General features: G+C 38.8%; 14 protein-coding genes. 4 read left to right on the top strand and 10 right to left on the bottom strand.

Features of this window, described 5'->3' with window-relative positions:
* Positions 1-2: 2 nt before the first annotated feature.
* Both ACOXY8_RS16680 and ACOXY8_RS16675 read left to right on the top strand, forming a co-directional pair.
* Positions 3-1,274: a M16 family metallopeptidase gene (locus tag ACOXY8_RS16680; protein ID WP_458332755.1), complete on the top strand. Its 1,272-nt coding sequence runs from the start codon at positions 3-5 to the stop codon at positions 1,272-1,274.
* Positions 1,275-1,278: 4 nt separating this feature from the next.
* Positions 1,279-1,779, top strand: a complete 501-nt coding sequence (locus tag ACOXY8_RS16675; protein ID WP_458332754.1) for a cupin domain-containing protein — start codon at positions 1,279-1,281, stop codon at positions 1,777-1,779.
* Positions 1,780-1,845: 66 nt separating this feature from the next.
* Here the strand turns inward: ACOXY8_RS16675 and ACOXY8_RS16670 are convergent, their stop codons facing one another.
* Positions 1,846-3,786, bottom strand: a complete 1,941-nt coding sequence (locus ACOXY8_RS16670) for a hypothetical protein (RefSeq protein WP_458332753.1) — start codon at positions 3,784-3,786, stop codon at positions 1,846-1,848.
* Positions 3,787-4,117: 331 nt separating this feature from the next.
* On the opposite strand from ACOXY8_RS16670, the gene ACOXY8_RS16665 reads away from it, so the two are divergent.
* Positions 4,118-5,014, top strand: a complete 897-nt coding sequence (locus ACOXY8_RS16665; protein ID WP_458332752.1) for an IS982 family transposase — start codon at positions 4,118-4,120, stop codon at positions 5,012-5,014.
* Between the two features lie 295 nt (positions 5,015-5,309).
* Here ACOXY8_RS16665 and mnhG read toward each other — a convergent pair whose 3' ends face one another.
* Genes mnhG through ACOXY8_RS16630 form a run of 7 tightly spaced genes read right to left on the bottom strand, consistent with a single transcriptional unit; the run spans position 5,310 to position 11,032 of the window.
* Entirely contained in the window at positions 5,310-5,651 is a 342-nt protein-coding gene (gene mnhG, locus ACOXY8_RS16660; RefSeq protein ID WP_458332751.1) for a monovalent cation/H(+) antiporter subunit G, read from the bottom strand.
* Positions 5,648-5,923: a cation:proton antiporter gene (locus ACOXY8_RS16655; RefSeq protein ID WP_458332750.1), complete on the bottom strand. Its 276-nt coding sequence runs from the start codon at positions 5,921-5,923 to the stop codon at positions 5,648-5,650. Before ACOXY8_RS16655 ends, mnhG begins: the two co-directional genes overlap by 4 nt.
* Positions 5,920-6,399: a Na+/H+ antiporter subunit E gene (locus ACOXY8_RS16650; protein WP_458332749.1), complete on the bottom strand. Its 480-nt coding sequence runs from the start codon at positions 6,397-6,399 to the stop codon at positions 5,920-5,922. The genes ACOXY8_RS16655 and ACOXY8_RS16650 overlap by 4 nt, the downstream gene beginning before the upstream one ends.
* A gap of 2 nt (positions 6,400-6,401) precedes the next feature.
* On the bottom strand, positions 6,402-7,925 hold the full coding sequence (locus ACOXY8_RS16645; protein WP_458332748.1) for a proton-conducting transporter transmembrane domain-containing protein: 1,524 nt from the start codon (positions 7,923-7,925) through the stop codon (positions 6,402-6,404).
* The gene (locus tag ACOXY8_RS16640; protein ID WP_458332747.1) at positions 7,925-8,278 is read right to left on the bottom strand and encodes a Na+/H+ antiporter subunit C; all 354 of its coding nucleotides are present in this window, start codon (positions 8,276-8,278) and stop codon (positions 7,925-7,927) included. The genes ACOXY8_RS16645 and ACOXY8_RS16640 overlap by 1 nt, the downstream gene beginning before the upstream one ends.
* Before the next feature lies 1 nt (position 8,279).
* Positions 8,280-8,690 carry a Na+/H+ antiporter subunit B gene (locus ACOXY8_RS16635; protein WP_458332746.1) on the bottom strand — a complete coding sequence of 137 codons (411 nt, stop codon included), beginning with the start codon at positions 8,688-8,690 and terminating at the stop codon, positions 8,280-8,282.
* Between the two features lie 17 nt (positions 8,691-8,707).
* A complete protein-coding gene (locus tag ACOXY8_RS16630) occupies positions 8,708-11,032 on the bottom strand; it encodes a putative monovalent cation/H+ antiporter subunit A (RefSeq protein ID WP_458332745.1) in 2,325 nt (774 codons plus the stop codon).
* A 286-nt stretch (positions 11,033-11,318) separates the two neighbouring features.
* Here ACOXY8_RS16630 and ACOXY8_RS16625 point away from each other — a divergent pair, with 286 nt between their 5' ends.
* Positions 11,319-13,466 (top strand): DPP IV N-terminal domain-containing protein, encoded by a 2,148-nt coding sequence (locus ACOXY8_RS16625; RefSeq protein WP_458332744.1) that lies wholly within the window; start codon positions 11,319-11,321, stop codon positions 13,464-13,466.
* A gap of 112 nt (positions 13,467-13,578) precedes the next feature.
* Here ACOXY8_RS16625 and ACOXY8_RS16620 read toward each other — a convergent pair whose 3' ends face one another.
* Positions 13,579-14,967 (bottom strand): hypothetical protein, encoded by a 1,389-nt coding sequence (locus ACOXY8_RS16620; RefSeq protein WP_458332743.1) that lies wholly within the window; start codon positions 14,965-14,967, stop codon positions 13,579-13,581.
* A 152-nt stretch (positions 14,968-15,119) separates the two neighbouring features.
* Positions 15,120-16,136 carry a hypothetical protein gene (locus ACOXY8_RS16615; RefSeq protein ID WP_458332742.1) on the bottom strand — a complete coding sequence of 339 codons (1,017 nt, stop codon included), beginning with the start codon at positions 16,134-16,136 and terminating at the stop codon, positions 15,120-15,122.
* Between the last annotated feature and the right edge of the window lie 335 nt (positions 16,137-16,471).

Raw genomic sequence — 16,471 nt, 5'->3', positions numbered from 1 at the left:
TCATGCTTGATCGTACTATCGCTCCACCTTTTACTAAGGTGGATAGTATTTCTATTCCTCCCGCTATCCATCAAAGTTTAGCGAATGGAATTCCACTTCATTTAATTACTTCTGGCACTCCTGCCGTCGTCAAAATAGAATTGATTTTCAAAGCGGGTTCTTGGAATGAGCAACAAGCCGAAGCCGCTTGGTTTACCTTGAAAATGCTTTCCGAAGGCACCACAAATCAGGATGCGAAATCAATCGCTTCGATGCTGGATTATTATGGAGCCGAATTGGAAATTAATCCGGGCAAGGATTACTCATTTGTGGCGCTTTATTGCTTGGACAAATTTGCTGGCAAGCTCCTTCAACTGCTAATCGACGTTTGGCAAAACCCCATTTTCCCTGCTGAAGAACTTGAAAAAATGAAATTCATTCGCAAGCAAAATCTGCGTGTGAATATGGAGAAAACCTCTTTTCTAGCTGGCATCCATTTCAGAAATGCACTTTTTGGTGACAATCATCCCTATGGTCGAATGGTGAATCCTGAAAACATAGATGCGATTGATACGGAACACTTAAAAGCATTTCACCAAGCATTTCTCAATAGGCTACATGATGTGCTTGTATGCGGAAATCCCTCAATGGAAACCTTAGATCTCATTAACAACTCCATCGGCAATTTGCAGTTGAGAGACAATGCATTGATCGATGCTGTGGAGCCGGGACTTCCAAAACAAAATATGCTTATCGAAAAGCCAGAAAGCTTGCAATCGACTATCCGTATGGGGCAGCATAGCATTTCAAAAAGCCATCCCGATTATCCAAAACTTGCTTTGGCTAATGAAATCTTGGGCGGCTATTTCGGTTCGAGATTGATGAAAAATATTCGCGAAGAAAAAGGCTTGACTTATGGTATTTTCTCTGCTTTGATCAATATGATCAATGGCGATTATTTGATGATTGGATCGGATGTGAAGAGAGAAAATACGCAATTGGTAGAGGATGAGATAATCCGTGAAATTAATATCCTTCAAACCGAAAGAGTGTCAGATGATGAGCTGCAAAAAGTGAAGAATTATATGTCAGGCTCATTTGTGATGTCCTTCAACAATGCTTTTGCCTTATCTGATAAATTTAAAGAAGCTCATTTGCATGGCTTGGATTATGGCTATTACAATGATTACTTACATGCCTTGAATCAAACCACTGCCGAAGAAATAGTGCTGATGGCAAATCAGTATTTCAATATAGAAAAAATGCAGACCGTGATAGCGGGAGGAAAAAATTAGGACTATGAAAACTGCTGAATACTGGATTGAACATTTGGGTTTGCAGCCACATCCGGAAGGTGGATATTATAAAGAAACGTATCGATCGAATGAAGCTATTGAAGCGGATGCGCTACCTCAACGCTATGAAGGCGGGAGGTCATTTGGTACAGCTATTTATTTTTTGATTACCTCAAAAGCACCTTCCAATTTTCACAGGCTCTTATCTGATGAGCTTTGGTTTTTTCATGCCGGCGATCCTTTGAGAGTATATGGACTCAAAGAAGGAGAAGAATCTTGGCAACAAGACTTGGGAATGGAGCTTGAGAAAAAGCAATCCTTACAAGTGATCATTCCGAAAGACACATGGTTTGCTGCTGAAGTTTTGGCTCCAAATAGCTACACGCTTATATCCTGCACTGTGAGTCCGGGCTTCGATTTTAGGGATTTTGAATTAGCGAAACGAAAAGAGATTATCTCAAACTTCCCACAAGATGATGAGCTGATTGAGAGGTTAACGAAATAGGAAGAGATTTAAATTAGAAATAAGGATTTAAACCAACCCTCAAAACTTTATCTCAGTGTTAATTGCTTACCGAACCAACACTTCATAGCTCATAGAACTGCTGATTTCATGATTTAAATCCCAATAGCTAACTTCCAAGGTATAGGTTCCCGGTAAACTGGGTGCCTTGAGTTTAAGTAAAAGGTTTTCTGAATATGGAATCCATACTTTCTGTCCATTACTAATATTTAATCCACCCTCAGCCACTAAGAGTTTATTTTGTTTAGGGAGTTTTACGCTGCCAATCTGATCTTTGTAATCATCTGGATCCCATGAATAGGGTCTCCAAGCTTTTGAAAGATGGAGTAAAACTTTTTCATTTTCTCTATAATTAACAAGTCTCCTTACCCGAGAGTAAACACTTATGGCACTTTGTCGTCGTAACCTAGTATAATCATAAATTAAGTGTAGAGGAACCCTCTCTTCCGATTCAGGGTGGTTTCCTATTATAGGAATACATGCAGAAAACCCGTCAGCACCATTTAAAACGCCATGCTGGCATACCCAATCCTCATTTAACCAATCGACAGCAAAAGGGTCGTTGAGTACTTCTTCAATCTTATCCTGAATAGTTTGCCCTCGTATAACTACCGCATCCAAATCTGTGATCCTTTCATCTGTTCCGTAAGCTTCTTCCATTTCAATAGCTCGATTGGAAAGTAATACGTCCTGCTCTATAATTTTTGGCTGCATGGTACCAAGAATTATATTCATCTGAGCTTTTATTTTCTCAATGGCAGGGTATGTTGGCTCCAATCGAACATCCCTCTCTTCAACTCTATACCGTAGTCTACCTTCTTCAAATCCGAAAATATTCACTTCAGATTGGCCGATGCTAAATTCTCCATTTTCATCTGTGGTAAATTCTAGCAAGTATGTTCCATTGGTAAACATTACATCACGATTTGCTCTTGGGTTGGTAGGGTCATTGGAGCGCATGCTTATTACATCAATACTCCGATCTAAGGTATCACGAAGGTCTAGTTTTCCAGTATATCTCTCCTCCAGTAACCTGGCTTCGCTGTCCAGCTTCATGGATAGAAAATGATTTCCCTCCAAAACCCATGGATTTATAAGTTCAGGCAATTCTAAGGCTAATTCTTCTCCACTTTGAACGACCATCTTTTGAGAACTTTTTACCTCTGCCATTTGAGGATAATTCCATAGTTCCTCTATCAGAAATTCATCTGCATTTATGGACTTATAGTGCAGCTTTAATTTTCCGGTAGGCAAGTCCGATCTGTAATAGCTTAGCGTGTCTTCTGGAAATATGGGATCTTCAAGTATAATTATTTCATCCATCGATTCAATGCTAAATTCTCCAACTTCAGGTGCATGAATTAAAACCTGATCATCTGCTAAGCTTAACCAAGACTTGTCAATATTTTCTCCATTCGTTTTTTCACTTTCATTTGGCCAATGGATCGGAAAACGATGGATGGCCATTTGTTCCGTCTCATCGACCAATTCCAACATTGCCCATACTGGCAAATTAGTATCTCCATTTATCCCGGAATCTTTCAGGATTAAAAATTCAAATTCACCATTTCCATTTCGCTCTATAGGATTTTCGATTAGTGTTGGATTTGTGGTTAAATAAACACTCAATTGAGTATTGACATTCGTCACTCTACCTCTTAAGCGAAGGTAATCGCCATCTTCTCTTACCACTATTTCACGCCCACCTAATGCTTGCCAATTCTTATCGCGTATCCAAAATTGCTCGTAGTGAATTTCCTGATCGCCATATTTGGCTGCAATCATGGCATAATACCCAGGTACTAAGTTTTTGGCAAGATTAATTTCTCCTTCTACTATTTTATCCACAACACCATGGAATACAAAATCTACTATTTCCTGACTTTGCAAATCGACAATAGCTAGGTAGACCAAGTTGGTATTATCTTGATGCTCGTTGATATATGTATATCCAAGCTGCTCGCTGGGGTAAACAAATTGTCTATCCAACAGAAGGCGATTTTGAGCTGTAACTACTAAACTCAATTGGACGAGTAAAATTAGACTAACAGTTCGACTGAATATTTTAAAATAGCTCATAAATAAGGTAGACCTTTCACTTAAACCTTTGATAATTGCTATAATATACTACTATATAAATTATTAATCAAAAGTAACTTTCTGAAATAAAGCTTGAATATTTCATTTCAATAATTATTAACCTGAGTTCGATTAATAATAAGGGGAAAAAAGCATATGATATTCGGTAAAAGAAGTAGATAAAGCCAAGAATTATAGTTATATTTAATTATCTGACGATCAAATATTTAACTACTTATTCATGACTCTATCTGCTGATAAAATTACTGATATTTTCTATTTAATCGATGAATTCTGTCTTGAATTTGACAAAACAATTAGGGGGTATATCGTCGGAAATAAGCCCAAGAGAAAGCCTAGAATGAGCTCCAGTGAGGTGATCACCCTGATGGTGCTGTTCCATTATGGTAGTTTTCGAAACATGAAGCACTTCTATCTACATTATGTAAGCATGCATTTAGGGGGACTTTTTCCAAACCTTGTTTCCTACAACCGTTTCGTGGAACTCATGCAGCAAGCCGCTATCCCAATGGTATTGTTTCTTAAAACACAGTGTTTTGGTGAAGCAACCGGTATAGCCTTCATTGACTCCACACCAATCATGGTCTGCAAAAACAAACGCATCAAACGCAACAAAGTCTTCAAAGGAATCGCTGCCACAGGGAAGTCTACCATCGGCTATTTTCACGGGTTCAAGCTTCACCTGGTAGTTAATGACAAAGGTGAGCTGTTAAGTGTGATGATCACACCTGGTAATGTAGATGACAGGGAACCTCTTAAAAACCAGTCGTTTGTCAAATCCCTCAGAGGCAAGCTCTTTGCCGATAAAGGGTATATTTCACAGACACTCGCTGAGGTACTTTTTCTAGACGGACTCCACCTGATCACGAGTATCAGAAACAACATGAAGAATGTACTTATGGAACTTAAGGACAAAATACTCCTACGTAAACGATCCGTTATCGAGACCATCAACGACGAACTCAAAAACATCTGTCAGATAGAACATTCCAGACACCGATCCTTTGACAATTTTATAACAAACCTAATTGCAGGACTCATCGCTTACTCTTTCTTTGATAAAAAGCCTGCCATCAAATACCAAGCGGTGGAATCAAACCAGTTGACCTTTTTTTAAAATCGAACTCAGGTTATTAGGAATCAAAATTCATGATACGTGTATTTTCACTATTCACCATAGTGTATTAAGCTGAGATAAAGCTTAATGCAGTATTTTAGAGCTATTTTTAAGTTTTTGGAAGGAGTTGAGCACTAATTATCTGCGCACCACTACCTTGAAAAGTGAATTCAGACTTCGATTTTAGAGATTTTGAATTGGCGAAAAGAGCTGAGCTGTTAGAGAAATTCCCACAAGAGAGTAAGTTGATTGAGAAATTGACAAAAGGATAATTCAATAATTGGCAATTTTTTCTTTAGGGCTGTTCCTCCCCCCGCTCTTCATCCTTCATCTCGTCCATTACAGATTTGTCCCAGAGCTTTACGCCACTGATATAGGCAGCACGGCCTATCAAATGGGCTGCCACTGGCGCTGTGAGCAAGAGAAATAATATAATGGCTAGGACTCTAGAAGTTACTCCTATTTCTTGAAAATATATAGTAGCAGCAATTAAAATCAGGCCCGAGCCGAGTGTAACAGCTTTTGTGGTAACTGACACCCGCAAATAAAAATCGGGCATCCTTAGCATCCCTATCGATGCCAAAAGGATAAAAATAGCTCCTAATCCACTCAATATCATTATTAATACATCTGTCATTTTTTCTTGCTTTTTTGTTCCAAATAATATGAAAAAGCAACCGTGCTAAGAAAAGCTATCAGCGCAAAAATGAGTGCTATATCTAGAAAGGTAGATTGATTGGTGATTACACTCACAACAGTGATAATGCCCAAACCAATGGTAATGAGCAAATCTAAGGAAAGCACTCGATCGGCCACATGAGGCCCTTTTATAAATCGGATAAAAACCAACAGTGCTGATACGCTTAAAATGGGCAGAATAATGTAATATAGAAAATCGTATAAACTCATCGCATCACCTCCAATAGCTTTCTTTCAAATCCATTTTTTATATCAGCAATGAAAGTTTCCTTGTTTTCAATGTACATGGAGTGCACGTAGAGGTATTTTCTATCGTCCGTCACATCCAAACTTAGCGTACCCGGCGTGAGGGAAATTAAATTGGCAAGAAGCGTAATTTCCATATCTGTTTCGGCACTCAGTGGAAATTTTACAATACCAGGAGTCATTTGCAGCTTGGGAGTGACTACCTCGTAGGCTACTTGAATATTAGCTTTGATAAGCTCGTATAAAAAAAAGAATAAGAAGGAAACGAATTTAGGTAGCTTAGTAAAGTAGCTTCTATCAGAACCAGCACTACGGCTTATTACCCACATAATCACTAAGCTAAGAATGAAGCCAAATAGAAAATTGCCTGCCGTAAATTCCCCATTCAGAGCAACCCAAACAATCGTAAGCAATATGTTCATTAATAAATGCCTAACCATAGCTAAGGTGTTTGTGGTTTAGTGCCCAATACTGCCTCGATATATGCGCTTGGATCCATCAAGTCATTGGCAATTTGGCTCGACAGCTTTACGATATTCTCTGCACCTAGACCAATATACAATGACACGGCCGTCAAAAGAAGCAGCGGAGTAATCAATAACGCACGCTTACGCCAACTCAAATCCATAAAGGATGGTAGCTGCCTCGTCACATCGACTAGTTTAGGGTTAGGCTTCCAAAATATCTGCGACCATAATTTGGCTATCACTACCAAAGTGATAAAACTGGCGAATATCAATGCACCTATCATTACATAAGATTCAGTATCAAAGGCGGCTTCAAACAGAAATAGTTTTGGCCAAAACCCTGAAAGAGGCGGAATACCCACTAAGGAGAATAAAACCAGGGCCATCACGATTGCCAATTTGGGATAGTCCGCATATAATCCGCCCAGCTCCGGCAATTTGAAACTGCCATACATGATAAAAACGATTCCTAGTAGGATGAATACATTTGTTTTGACGATCACATCATGGATAAGATAAAAGGCAGCACCCGTTAATGCAGTGTCCGTGTACATAGCCAAGCCTGCCATCATAAATCCAATATGGCAGACAATAAGATAAGAAAGCATTTTCCTTGCATTGCTTTGGATAAGTGCGCCAAATGCACCTGTAATCAAGGTAAGCGCCGCCACTGCAAGCAATAATGCGGATAGAAATGAATCCGGAATGAAAATCAATGTGAATACTCTTAAAAGAGCATAGACGCCCACTTTAGTCAACAAACCGCCAAATATTGCCGCCACCGCTGAAGGCGGAGTATGATAGGATGATGGCAACCAAAAGTAAAGCGGAAACACCGCTGATTTGATTCCAAAGCCTACAAAAAACAAGAGTGCTGTTACGTTCACCAAGCCTCTATTCTCAATTTGAGCAACTTTGATGGACAAATCCGCCATATTCAATGTGCCTGCAATGCCATATAAAATCGCTATTGCTGTAAGGAAAATAACCGATGCAAGAAGATTCATCACCACATAATTTACGGCAGATTCCAATTGAGATTTCTCACTTCCAAGCGTCATCAGCACAAAAGAGGCAATAATGATAATCTCGAACCAAACGTACAAATTGAATATATCGCCAGTAAGGAAAGCTCCATTTAAACCCATAAGCAGCAAGTGCAAAATAGGGAAATAGCCAAAACGAATGCGGGAGGAACTAATACTCGCCGCAGAAAATATACTTACCGCCAAGCCTGCAATGCTCGTAAGCATAATCATGGTAACACTAAATACATCTGCCACCAGTGTAATCCCAAAAGGAGCTTCCCAATTGCCTGCTTGCATAGTGAGTAGGCCTCCACTATACACTTTGGCAAATAGCCAAATATTGTAGCCCAATACCGCAAGACTTCCCAAAATGCTTATCCATTTTTGGCTCTGAATTCTCCCCCAGAAAAACAGCAAGAGAATGGCAATCATCAAAGGCAATAATACGGGCAATACAATGCTAATATCCATTATAAGGTCTCCTCCATATTATTTATTTTATCCAGATCGTCGGTGCCAACAACATGATAGACACGCTTCATCAGCACTATGGCAAATGCCTGTAAACCAAAGCTTATCACAATAGCTGTAAGAATTAAGGCCTGTGGAATGGGATCGGCATAGGCTTCTACAAATACGCTAGAACTATCCGGAATAATGGGTGGACTGCCCTTTGTAATTCTTCCTAGCAGGAATATGAGCATATTAGCGCCATTGCCAAGCAGAATAAGGCCGATGATCAATTTGACCAAACTCCTACGCAGCATCATATAAATGCCTGCTGCATATAATATCCCGATTACTATGGCTAATAATAACTCCATATCAGATTTCCTCAGAAATAGTGAAAATGATGGTAAGCGAAACGCCAATTACCACCAAATAAACGCCGATATCAAAAAACAAGGCCGTACCAATCATCCCTACTACTGGAACCGGCTCTTTGAACCACAATCCAGTAAGAAATGGCTCGCCCCAAATAAATGGCAATAGACCACTCAAAACGGCTAATGTAAGTCCAATCGGAATCAAATAACCAGGGTGAAAACGCATAAAGTCTTGCGTATCCTCCCGCCCATAAGCGAATGAATGAAGAATAAAAGCAATCGAAGCAACCAAACCACCTACAAATCCTCCGCCCGGCAAATAATGCCCTCGTAGCAATATAAATATGGAAAAAAGCAGCAAAAGCGGCAGCAGGTATCTTGTTGCAGTTTGTAAGATTACTGTTTTCATTTAATTTCTTTTGATCGTCAATTCAAATCTCCAGTACCACCCAAATCCGTTTCATCTTCTTTCCTGAATTTGAGCAAACTAAATACGCCTATTGCGGCAATGGACAAAACGGTAATTTCTACCAGTGTATCAAATCCTCTAAAATCCACCAAAATCACGTTCACCACATTTTTGCCTTTGGCAAGCACATAAGCATTTTCTGCATAATAGCGCGAGGTTTCATTATCTACATTTACAGTAAGCACTTCCAAAGCCACGATGGTAATCAATGCTCCAAATACTATAGCAAACACTCCATCCCTTATTCGCATAGGCGGGTTTGAGTATTGGAGATACTTTGGCAAACGGAATATGATTAATAGAAATAGTATAACAGTAAGCGTTTCGATAGCAAACTGAGTCATTGCCAAATCGGGTGCGCTAAAAAACACAAACATGAGACAAATGGAGAATCCTACCACGCCCATAGATGCAATAGCTCCCACGCGCGAGTTAGAAAATACTGCGATAAATATGGCAGTAACCATAATCCCAAATATCATAAACTCATAAATGGTCACTTCTGTAAGCGTAGCAAAATCTATATTGATGGAAATACCATTGTAGATTTTGTATCCAAATATGAGTATCAAAAAGCCAATGGTGATTAACACATAATTACGCAGAAGTCCATTTTGCAAAGTGCCAGTATATCCTTTTGCAAAGCGCATTAATAGCCGACTCGAATCTAGAGCCAGCTTAAGCGGAGCGATAAAATCTAATTTGGCAATTTGCTTTTCCAATTTTTGGCTAGGCTTCAAAGTAAAATGAAGCGCGAAACCCAAAGCCAATGTAAGCCCACTCAATGCCAGTACTGTATTGAATCCGTGCCATAGTTTTAGTGGTGTAGCAGAAATGTTTCCATACATCGAAGCAAACATTGGCTGTACCAAGTCTTGATCAATAAGTGCTGGCGCAATGCCAAACAGCAAACCTAAAGTCGCCAACAAAAGTGGCGGCACCCACATGGTAAAATGCGGGAGGTGGAGTTTTTCGAATTTAGCAGGTAATACTCCAATAAATGGCCGAATACCTGCTTGAAAACCTGCATAAAGCAAAAATACATTGGTGAGAATGGCTAATCCCGTCCAAAGAACCACGGAATTATCTGCCGAAAGTGTGGCTTCGTAAATCAGATCTTTGCCTACAAAACCAAAGAATGGCGGCAAACCTGCACTCGACAAAGCCGCCAAACCTCCCGCTATTCCTACTGGGAGGAGCACTTTTCTTAGTCCTGCCAATTGGGTCACATCCCTTGTGCCAGTTTCATGATCTATTATCCCCGTTATCAAGAATAATGAAGCCTTATATAATGCATGTACCAATATGAAAACTGAGGCGGCCAGCAAAGCATATTTATTTCCCAAGCCCAATAAAAACACTAAAATGCCTAATGCGGATATGGTGGAATAAGCCAAAATCCCTTTAAGATCGGTGCGGAATAATGAATGAAATGCAGCGAAAAGCATGGTAAATCCACCTACAATCAACAAGGTGTAATTCCAGTATGGATCGCCACCAAGCAAGGGTGTAAAGCGAGCGAGAAGATAAATACCAGCCTTCACCATAGTGGCAGAGTGCAAATAAGTAGAAACCGGCGTTGGCGCCTTCATTGCGCCTGGCAACCAAAAATGAAATGGGAATTGAGCTGATTTGGTAAATGCGCCCATAAATACGAAAAACAAAATCCAGCCATACATTCCATGAGATTGAAATACTTCGGTAGATGAAAGCATTTCCTGTATAGAATAGGTGCCTGAAATGGATCCCATAAGCAGGAAGCCAGCTAATAAAAACAATCCACCGCCACCTGTAATGCCCAAAGCCACCAAGGAAGATTTGCGGGAGGCTGGATCATCGTTATTGAAGCCAATCAAAAAGAACGAACTAATACTCGTAAGCTCCCAAAATATAAATAAGCTCAACAGATTGTCAGACAGCACCAAACCCAGCATGGAAGCCATAAAAATGCTGAGATAGGCATAAAATCGATCTAGATATTTGTGGCCTTTGAGGTAAGATGAAGTGTAAATAAATACCAATATACCCACGCCGGTAATCAACAAACTAAAGAGCATCGACAGGCCATCAAGCTTAAAATCGACATTGATTCCCAAACTAGGAACCCACTCATAGCTGAAATATTGACCGGCATCGCCCAAGTTTCCTATCTGCAAAATGAAATACACAAATAGTCCTGCCGGCAATAAAAACAGCCAATTGTAAATACTTTTGAGCTGCTTACTAGCAATGATCAAAAGTAAAAGTGGGAGAATAAAACCTGCTAAAACTATTAGGAGCATTGGCTGAAATTGAATGCGATTTTTGCTAAGATAATCAAAACTGAGTCAGGCTGAAAGACAAAAAAAGGTATTAGAAATTAATTGACTAACGCTCAAATGATTGACTTAAATGCTCATTCTAATTCGATTGGAAAAGCGGGAGGATATAGAATTATGATTCAATGAATAAATCTATAGGCATTTTTGAACAACCAAAATTACGCTTATCGCTGTTCGATTAAATCAATTCAAAAAAGGCTATTATCTTAGGCTTTTTATTGACATTCATTTAACCCTCAATATTCAAATGCGAAATACAAATTTCATAAAAGCAGCAGCGCTTCTAAGCTTTTGCTTTATCATTTTAGCTGCCAACAGCTTACAAGCTCAATTCCAAAGAGCGGGCTTTGCTGGTTGGCTCGACGACAATCATTATTTAGAGCGTCGCATGGAATCTGGCGAATTAGTGACTTACTCAGTAAATGTAACATCAGGAAATGCCGAAGTGTATGTAGGCTCAGCTAATCCACGCCAAGAAGTAATAGACGCTTTACCAGAAGGCTATTCGCTTAGCAATACCGATCCATTTACTGATGGATATGCAGATGTAATTTTATCAAAAGACAATAATCTGTTCCATTTTGTGAAAGCGACGAGTGCCATCAAGCAAATCACCAATAATGCTTCAGAAGAACGTAATCCTACTTTTTCGCCTGATGGCAAAAAAATCGCCTTCACTCGCGATAACGATTTGTATATGATCGACCTGGTAAGCGGCCAAGAAAAAAGGCTTACAACTGATGGCACCGACTTGATTTATAATGGCTGGGCATCTTGGGTTTACTATGAGGAAATCCTAGGTCGTGGTTCGCGCTATCGTGCATTTTGGTGGGCGCCGGATAGTGAGCAAATTGCTTATTTGAGATTTGATGATGCCACCGTACCTATGTTTCCAATCTACCGCAGCGAAGGTACACATGGCGATTTAGAGCAAACACGCTATCCAAAAGCCGGTGACCCAAATCCTGATGTGAAATTGGGCGTAGTGAAAACTTCCAATGCACAGACCACTTGGATGGATATTGATTACACACAAGATCAATACATCGCTTGGCCTTTTTGGACGAAGGATTCTAGCAGCTTGCTGTTCCAAATCCTAAATCGAGACCAAGACCACATTGTACTATACATGGGCAACCCTAAAAATGGCAGCAAAAAGGTAGTGTACGAAGAGAAAAGACCTACTTGGGTGGAATTTTTCACGGATATCTATTTCTTCGAAAATGAAAGTGGATTTATCCTCCGCTCCTATCGCACAGATTGGGAAGACTTGTATTACTACTCAATGGATGGCGAATTAATTGCTCGACTTTCTGATACTGACTGGAGAGTAAATAGCTTATCCAAAGTACTTGAAGACAAAGGAAAAGCATTTTTTACCGGCCCGGGTGAAGTAAATACGGATAATCACCTTTACAGTGTAAATCTTGATGGCACTAATTTCAAGCAGCTTACTGCTGGAAAAGGAACCCACAACACAAGTATTTCGCCAAACGGAAGCTATTTCGTAGATATCTACAGCCATATAAACCAAGCACCAATTACCAATCTATATGATGCTGATGGCAAATTGATCCGCACGATACAAAAAGAAGAAACACCAGAATTTGACCCGGCTAAGCATCACAAAGTAGAAATGTTTACTATCAAAACGGATGATGGCAAATTTGATTTACCAGTAATCTGGGTGCTTCCAGCAAATTTCGATAAGACTAAAAAATACCCTGTCGTATTCTCAATTTATGGCGGCCCGGATTCACAAGGGGTACGTGACTCATGGAGGGGATATGGCGGCACCAATCTCACTCAAATGGATATTATCCAGTTTACTGTAGATCACAGAGCATCTGGTAAATTCGGTAGAGAAGGCTTAGACTATATGCATCGAAGTCTAGGCAAATGGGAAATTATAGATTATGTTACCGCAGTGGAGTGGCTTCGTGAGCAGCCATTTGTTGATCCTAGCAAAATGGGCATCACAGGCGGAAGCTATGGTGGCTACATGAGTGCCTTAGCTTTAACATTGGCTCCGGATCATTTCACCCATGCTATTGCAAACTACTCTGTAACAGACTGGAGACTATACGACAATGTATATACCGAACGCTATATGGATACGCCGCAGGACAATGCCGAAGGTTATGATTATGGCTCTGTATTAAAGCATGTGAAAAATTTCAAAGGCAAATTATTGATCACTCATGGATTGATGGATGACAATGTACACATGCAGAATACCGTACAATTCCTCGAAGCTATGCAGCAAGAAGGAAAAGAGTTTGATGTGATGTTCTATCCAAATGCTCGCCACGGATACGGCGGAGCCTATGGCCGCCACCATGCCATGATGCGCGATAAGTTCTGGAAAAAACACTTTTTTGGAGTAGAAGATTAAGCAATCTTCTGAGAAAATTTAAAAGCCGGTTCATTAATTTGAATCGGCTTTTTTTGCGGGAGGGTTTTTGGCAGAACTATAGTAAGTGCTGAAGGTAGGATAGTTTAACCTCCTACACTGAAATAATCGACCAAAATAGACAATATACAATTGCGGTAAATCCTAGCCCAAACAATAGTGCGATAGGCAATTTTCTTAGTAAGGTAATGGATGGAATTGTTGCAGATTGAAACTTATTGAAAGCTTGCTTATCGGAAATTGGATTGTAGGTAAATATTGAAACCAAGAATGCTAACAGAAGATTTGCCACTGTGATGAAAATAAGAGATAGGATAAATCTATGTTCCGGAAAGACTGAAAAAAAGCCGTAATCAATAAGCAAATTGCAGATTAAGGTTAGCAGAATGGCACCAAGCATGGCACTGAACTGCACTTGGGCATTGACTCTTGGAGTAAACCATCGCAGAATAAAGATAAGACTTGTGCCTCCGCTTATTCCCAAGAAAAAATAGATAACACCTTGAATCCGTTCAAAATATAGTGCAATCACCATACTTAAGAGAGCTGGAATTAACATAAAAATATATCGCCGTCCTTTCGATTTCTTAGATTCAGCTGTGGAGTCGATTAAGCTACCCGCCCAGTTCAGTTGCGTTTCGGAAATGGAAACGAACAGACTGAAAACCAGAAATAAACCTATGATTTTTGAAAATTGAGGCCAACCATTGGAGAGCCATACATAAAATACTTGATCGACAGGCACATCTACAGCATTAGTTTCCCAAGCTTTCAAAATCAAATAACAAAGCAATACTACAGCTAAACCAACAATAATGATGTAAGCCAAAAATATTCGCTGAGCCTTAGCTTTCTCCAATCCCATCACTCGCTGTGCAATAGTGCCACTACCATCAAAAAGCGTGGACGACCACCATAAAAGGCCTACATAAGCGAGAAAATGAAGAAAATATTCATGGCCAAAATATGGAAACGCTCCAAAACTATTTTTTTGAATTTCACCGAAATTCTCAAGAGAAACATGCTCAAAACCACTCTGGTAAAGCCCTGTAATAAGGATTACTGTCAAAATTATCCCATGTAAATAATCGCTCTTGAGCTTATTTTGAAGTGTATTGCTGAAGATATTAATGGAAACAAATAGTCCAGCAAACAGAATCAAGTGAGTTTTAGAAATTCCTGTAAGTGACGCAGCAATATCTGCAAAAGCCAAAATGCTCATTGCAACTAATGCCGAAATTACGACTAAGCCTACATAGTAGCCTCTAAAGCGATGAAGAATATGAGCCCATTTGCCTTGATACCTTATGAAAATAAAATCATTCTCATTCTCGAATTTAAAACCAGCCCAAACGGGCACAAAAACGAAGAGTAAAATACCGAATCCAAGAAAAAATGAAATTGTGTACCAAAAGCCAATTTCCCCTTGCTCTATAAGCATGCTTGCAGCCATCCCAATAAATGGAAGACTAAAGAAGCTCAAGAAAAGACTATTGAAAATACTAAGGGAAGATGAGGTGGATGCAACCTTAAAGAAAAATGATGGCCGAAATAGTTTTTGAATTAAAAACGTGATGAAAAGGTAGGCGAAAGCAAAAAGGATTAATTCTTTCAATTCAAGTGAAGAAAAGAGTACTACATATTGATGTATCGATTAATTAGCTGATTGGTGGTATTCAATTCGTATTGACCATATGTAAACTTAAGCGGTAGAGGGAAAATTTTTTCCTCAGGAATGTATCCTGAATATACAAGAAATCGATAAAAATTAGGTTCATAGTGGCTATTTTTCGTGGCTTCATTAATAAGATGGCTATCGTGAAGGAGTGGACTCAACACCTCCAAAGACTCATTTAACATTACAAGATTATCTGCTAAAATAGTAGTTTTAAATATTTTAGCCTCGTATTTTTTACTAATATCTTCTACAAGATCCCTCAAAACAATTTCGACATCCATTTTTTTACCTAAAACTTTCAAATAGATAAGTTTTGCATTTAGTAACCTGCATCTAATTGTCGGTTCCTCTTCAAAAAATTCACTAAGAAGATTGAGGTTGAATTTGTTATCGAATAAAACACTTCCAGCATCTAAAATATCCTTGGTTCTATTAGAAATATAAGCTAAAAAGATAAACAGACTAATATCATAAACCATTCGGCTTAATGACTTTAAATCCTTATTCACTAGCAATGCATTTACAGATTCTAACTTATTAAGCTGAATAGACAACTTGAGAGCTTCATAAAAGTATTCGTTTCTAAAATCTAAATCAGGAAAAGATTGAAAGAAGTAAAGATGAAATTGCTCTGAATCAGAAAAAAAATTTATTAAATCCAAACGCTTTTTTGAATCTGCCATGCACCTAAAATAGTTGCCGAAAGTCGCTGCAATCACCAACTGATCAAAACCTAAACTAAAATGTTGGTTAGGTAGCTGAGATAGAAATTCTTTGATTTCACTGTAACGATCCTTTTGTAATTGATTCATCAACAACATCCCTAATGGGCTATGTGTAGCGGAGATAGGAGTATCAAAAGAATTGGCAATAGGTTTCCTTAACTCATTTATATTTTCTACTTCAAGAAAATCTAAAAAAGCTTTAATCGTAAAATCGTATGGAATAATTTTATACTTTTCAATATTTACCATCCGGTAAATGGTTGTAGGAGAAATTCTAACACCTACCTTCTGTACTATCAGATCACTTAGTGATGCACAATTATTAATCTTCCTGCCATAGATGCTTGCAATCCGGAAGGATGATTCAATAACCAAGAATATGTCCGAGGGGTCAAGATTTGTTCTCATACTATTCTTAAATATCGCTATTTACGAAAATATTAAATTTTTTGCATTAAAAAATTTAAAAACCACTTTTAAATATACTATATTTAATTTATACTATAAATACTATTATTGCTTGAAAAGCAGGGAAATTCAAAATATTGATAAAAAAAAGAAATTATGAGTATTGTATAGACGCT

Source organism: Peijinzhouia sedimentorum (assembly GCF_049340005.1).
In the GTDB taxonomy this organism is placed as follows: domain Bacteria; phylum Bacteroidota; class Bacteroidia; order Cytophagales; family Cyclobacteriaceae; genus CAXBDP01.
Note: the sequence above shows the minus strand (reverse complement) of the source record. Positions and strands in the feature narration are given on the sequence as shown.